Origin of the sequence: Microbacterium sp. BF1, assembly GCF_019279095.1 — a bacterium.
GTDB classification, from domain to species: Bacteria; Actinomycetota; Actinomycetes; order Actinomycetales; family Microbacteriaceae; genus Microbacterium; species Microbacterium maritypicum.
Window position 1 is genome coordinate 1 of sequence record NZ_JAGYWT010000417.1, and the last position, 2,155, is coordinate 2,155.

The window sequence follows — 2,155 nt, forward strand, 5'->3', positions numbered from 1 at the left end:
CCGACGCGCTGCTCGACGAGGCGGTCGCCCTCGCCGGTGACAGCGGAGTCGATCTCCGACTCGTCTCGCTCGTGCCGTTCGATGTGCCGCCCGGTCTCGACACCGGCGCGATCCGCACGGTCGGTGACACCCACGGGCAGGAAGTCCTCGCGATGGCGACCGAGAAGCTTCCGGACGGACGCACCGCCGCCGTCGAGAAGGCTCCGGGAGACAGCGTCGAAGACGCGGTCGCGAACCTCTCGTGGCTTCCCGGTGAGGTCGTCCTGGTCGGCTCCAGCCGGCTGGCACAGCCTCGTCGCCTGTTCCTGGGCTCCACGGCGGCGAAGATGCTGCACGAGCTACCTGTCCCCATGATCGTCGTCCCGCGCACCCGCAACGAAGCAGGAGAACGCTGATGAGCAGCACCAACCGGGCGACGGAGCCCGAATCCGGTGTCACGACCGGGATCTCCACCAAGGGCCTGAGCGCCGGAACGGTCGGCCTCATCGGCGCGGTCGTGATCGGCATCTCGTGCATCGCGCCCGCCTACACGTTCACCGCCGCTGTGGGGCCTGTGGCCTCCACGGTCGGGTCGCAGATTCCCGCGATCATCCTGGTGGGCTTCATCCCCATGCTCCTGGTCGCCTTCGGGTACCGAGAGCTCAACAACCGGATGCCCGACTCCGGCACCTCGTTCACCTGGGCCGCACGCGCCTTCGGTCCGTGGGTCGGCTGGATGGCCGGCTGGGGCCTGGTGGTCGCAACGATCCTGGTCCTGTCCAACCTCGCCGGCATCGCGGTCGACTTCCTTTTCCTGCTGATCTCCCAGATCACCGGCAACCCGGACATCGCCGGCCTCGCGAGCGTCACCTGGATCAACATCGGGGTGTGCCTGCTGTTCATGCTCGGCGCGACGTGGATCTCCTATCGCGACATGCAGACGACCCAGAAGCTGCAGTACTGGCTCGTCAGCTTCCAGATCCTCGTGCTGCTCTTCTTCGCAGGCGCGGCGATCGTGCAGGCCGTGAGCGGCAACGGCTTCGACTACCAGCCGTTCGATCTGAACTGGTTCAACCCGTTCGCGATCTCGTCCTTCAGCGCGGTCGCTGCGGGTCTGTCGCTGTCGATCTTCATCTTCTGGGGCTGGGACGTCACCCTCACCATGAACGAGGAGACCAAGGATCCGGAGAAGACCCCGGGTCGCGCGGCCACCGTCACGGTGCTGATGATCGTCTCGCTCTACCTGCTGCTCGCCGTCGCGATGATCATGTTCGCCGGCGTCGGCACCGGCGCGCTGGGACTCGGCAACGAGGACATCCAGGAGAACGTGTTCTTCCACCTCTCCGGCCCGATCCTCGGCCCGCTCGCGTTCCTCGTGTCGCTCGCGGTGCTCACCAGCTCGGCATCGTCGCTGCAGTCCACCTTCGTGGGACCGGCGCGCACCCTGCTGGCGATGGGGCACTACGGTGCACTGCCCAAGTCGTTCGCGAAGGTCAGCCCCCGCTTCTTCACCCCGGGGTACGCGACCATCGTCTCGGCCGTGGTGGCCTCGGCGTTCTACGCCGTGATGCGCATCGTGAGCGAGGACACGCTGTGGGACACCATCCTCACGCTCGGCATGATGATCTGCTTCTACTACGGGATCACCGCCTTCGCGTGCGTCTGGTACTTCCGCAAGCAGTGGTTCGACTCGGCGCGGAACGTCTTCTTCACGTTCCTGTTCCCGCTCATCGGCGGCTCGATCCTCGCGGTGCTGTTCTTCACCACGCTGATCGACTCGATGGACCCGGCCTACGGCTCGGGCTCGCAGATCGGCGGGGTCGGCATCGTCTTCATCCTCGGCATGCTGATCATCGTCGTCGGCATCGTCGTCATGATCTGGAACGCGGTCCGACGGCCCGCATTCTTCCGCGGACAGACACTGGGCATCGACGCACCGCCCAGCCGACGCAAGCGCTCCTAGCCCTCCCCACAGAAAGAGAATCATGAGCACTCAGACCGAACAGGCGCTCCTGGACAGCATCCCCACCGGCCTCTTCATCGGCGGTCAGTGGATCGACGGCGAGACCGGCGGCACCTTCGACGTCCAGGATCCCGCGACCGGTGCCGTCATCCGCACCATCGCCGATGCGACGCCCGCCGACGGCATCCGTGCGCTCGACGCCGCGGTCGCCGC

At 66.5% G+C, this 2,155-nt stretch carries 2 protein-coding genes and 1 pseudogene; all 3 read left to right on the forward strand.

The genetic code is table 11. The features are described from left to right. Nucleotides 1–395, forward strand: a 395-nt coding sequence (locus KZA10_RS13015) for a universal stress protein (protein ID WP_218683084.1), incomplete at its 5' end; no start/stop codon positions are given. Beyond that, nucleotides 395–1,942, forward strand: a complete 1,548-nt coding sequence (locus KZA10_RS13020; RefSeq protein ID WP_017829154.1) for an APC family permease — start codon at nt 395–397, stop codon at nt 1,940–1,942. The genes KZA10_RS13015 and KZA10_RS13020, both read left to right, overlap by 1 nt. Nucleotides 1,943–1,964: 22 nt before the next feature. After that, nucleotides 1,965–2,155: pseudogene (locus KZA10_RS13025) on the forward strand (NAD-dependent succinate-semialdehyde dehydrogenase); the annotation flags it as partial.

What these genes read in the sequence shown, in the direction of transcription:
- KZA10_RS13020 (WP_017829154.1), top strand. Translation starts at nt 395, where the DNA reads ATGAGCAGCACCAACCGGGCGACGGAGCCCGAATCCGGTGTCACGACC.